Annotated in this window: 3 protein-coding genes; all 3 read left to right on the plus strand. The window is 62.0% G+C overall.

Annotated elements, in window-relative coordinates:
- Window positions 1–254 precede the first annotated feature (254 nt).
- Window positions 255–575, plus strand: coding sequence for a 2Fe-2S iron-sulfur cluster-binding protein (locus L6966_RS11850; RefSeq protein WP_083091461.1), 321 nt, complete (start codon window positions 255–257; stop codon window positions 573–575).
- A gap of 5 nt (window positions 576–580) precedes the next feature.
- Window positions 581–1,345, plus strand: a complete 765-nt coding sequence (locus L6966_RS11855; protein WP_237225071.1) for a DUF4232 domain-containing protein — start codon at window positions 581–583, stop codon at window positions 1,343–1,345.
- Between the two features lie 86 nt (window positions 1,346–1,431).
- The coding region (locus tag L6966_RS11860; RefSeq protein ID WP_237233455.1) for a DEAD/DEAH box helicase at window positions 1,432–2,660 on the plus strand (1,229 nt) is incomplete at its 3' end.

A 2,660-nucleotide genomic window follows, 5' to 3' on the forward strand; every position in this document is an offset into this window, starting at 1 on the left:
CGGCTGCCACACCGAGGATTTCCCGTCGGGGGCTAGATATATGCTTCCGGAGCATATACTTTCCGGAAACCTACAGGTCAATCCGTGAAAATCCGCGATTCCGGACACACTTTTTGACCCTTAACCCTTATTGTTTTACCCGCCCGTTCCGTAGTTTTCACCACAAAAGCGGGGTCCTGACCAACACGCCCCCTAAAATAGGGAGAGATTGAGACCGTGGCAAAGCCTACGGGTCGAACAGCACAGGAGAACACATGAGCATCAACATCACGGTCACAGACGAAAACGGAACCACCAAAGACGTCACCTGGGAGCCTCACCAATCCATGCTCGAGGCCGTGCTCGAGGCTGGCTTCCCTGTACTGGCTACCTGCGGCGGCAACGCCTCTTGCGCCACCTGCCACGCTTTTATTGACCCCGACCACATCGATGCCTCCCTACCCCGCGAAGAAGCTGAAGAGGACCTGCTCGATATGATTGACGATATCGCCAACGAATGTTCACGCCTCAGCTGCCAGACAGAATACTCCGAGGGAATGAACGGGGCCAAGGTCACCCTACAACCCGGAATGTAGGTTATATGAAAGCACGAACCCTCCCCCTGGCAGCCGCCCTACTAGCCCTGCTTACCGCCTGCGGATCAGCGAACACTAGTACTGAGACCCCAGAAGCGACCCCCACCACCAGTGCGCTTGCTCCCAGTAACACGCCCACCGCGAGTGCGTCCGCGACCAGCGCACCGACTCCTAGCCCCACCAGCGCCGCCCCCTCGCCCACGGTACGCGAGGTAACGCCCTCGACTACACCGGCGGAGCCGCTACCCACCGGCACCGTCATCACGGTTGAACCCAGCGAATCAGCCACGGAGCAGACAACGGCCGCTTCTGATAGCGCTGCCCCACCCAGCTCAGCTGCGGGGGTCGCCGTATGTGATTACGACCAGCTATACATTGAGGCTGCCGTTGCCGAAGGCGGTGGCGCAGCGGGGTCACGCTATATCACGCTGACCTTCAACAACACCAGCAACGACAGCTGCACTATCAGCGGCTACCCCGCAGTGCACTATGTTGACCATGCAGGTCAGCAGATCGGTGCCGCAGCGGCGAATGCAACCGAGTGGTCATCGTCAGGTGGCACGCTGGCCCCCGGGCAGAGCTTGACCGCTACCCTGCGTGAGACCCGGGCCCAGCTCTACGGGGAGACCTGCCAGAGCGTCTCTGCGGCTGGCTATTCAATTCAGACCCCCGGCGCCTCACAGCCACTGGTATTGAACTTCGCGGCTGAGGCCTGCTCCAACCCTGCTGTCTCCCAGCTCTCGGTTGGTGCGGTCGGTGCCACTCCCTAGGCGACTCTTGGCAAGCAGCCCTGTTACCTGCTTTCAGCAGAGCAACAGGGCTTTGGTGCTCCTGGGTCTCTGAGATAATGAGGGCTATGGCTTCTGCTGAGACTTCCCCTGCGCTCTCTCTCTTTTCGGCGGCTACCCGCCGCTGGTTCGAGGGTGCCTTTTCCGCGCCAACTGCCGCGCAGACTGGGGCCTGGGAGGCTATTTCGGCTGGTCGGCACGCCCTCATTGTGGCACCCACAGGCTCAGGTAAGACACTTTCGGCCTTCCTCTGGGCGCTTGACCGGCTGCATTTTGAGGGGCAGGACGCCGGTGAACAGGTAGGCGGCACCCGCGTGCTCTACATATCACCGCTGAAGGCACTGGGCGTGGATGTAGAACGGAACCTGCGCTCCCCCCTGATCGGTATTGCCCAAACCGCCCGTTCGCTGGGTCTGGAGCCACCGCAGGTGCGGGTGGGGGTGCGCTCGGGCGATACCCCAGCCAAGGAGCGCCGCCAGCTGCTTTCTCACCCGCCAGACATTCTTATCACCACGCCCGAGTCACTGTTTCTCATGCTGACCTCGAAGGCCCGGTCAACGCTCACTAACGTCCATACCGTGATTATCGATGAGGTGCACGCGGTGGCGGGCACCAAACGAGGGGCCCACCTGGCGGTGACGCTTGAACGTCTGGATCAGCTTCTTAAAACCCCGGCTCAGCGGGTGGGTCTTTCAGCGACCGTGGAGCCGGTGGAGACAGTCGCCCGTTTTCTGGGTGGCTCTGTGCCGGTGCAGATTGTGCGCCCGCCCTCGCAGAAGGAGTGGGAGCTGACCCTCTCGGTACCTGTTCCCGATATGACGGCCCTGGGCGGCCCTAACGCCTACGGCCAGAGCCAAGGTTTTCCGCCCGGGGGTGAAGCAAGGAAAAGCCCTGCCCCAGTGGGCTCGGGTGCCTACCTGGATAAGCTGACCGAGCGTACCCATGCCCAGATCAGGTCGCTTGATGCGACCGAGGATGAGACCCGTTCTTTCGACGACGGTGTGGTGCACTCAGATTCTTTGGCGGACGAGGGTTCTCGGCCCGAGGTCTCTGTGCGGTTGGCTGAGTCACTGCCGCAGGGTGTGACGGTGGCAGACGCTCTGGGTATTAGGCCTGTAGCGGGGGCTGCGAAAGGGTCAGACAGAGCAGGGTTTTCTGAGCCTTCCTCCGACTATTTTGACCAACCCCTACCCGCCTCGCACACCGATAAGCGCCCCGGTGAGCAGGCCCTGTGGGACGCGGTCGGGGTCTTCCCCGGCGAAGACCCGGGCGAGAGAGCCCCGGAGAGCCCGCCCAC

The sequence above is a fragment of the Rothia nasisuis genome (assembly GCF_928381405.1).
Taxonomy (GTDB): domain Bacteria; phylum Actinomycetota; class Actinomycetes; order Actinomycetales; family Micrococcaceae; genus Rothia; species Rothia nasisuis.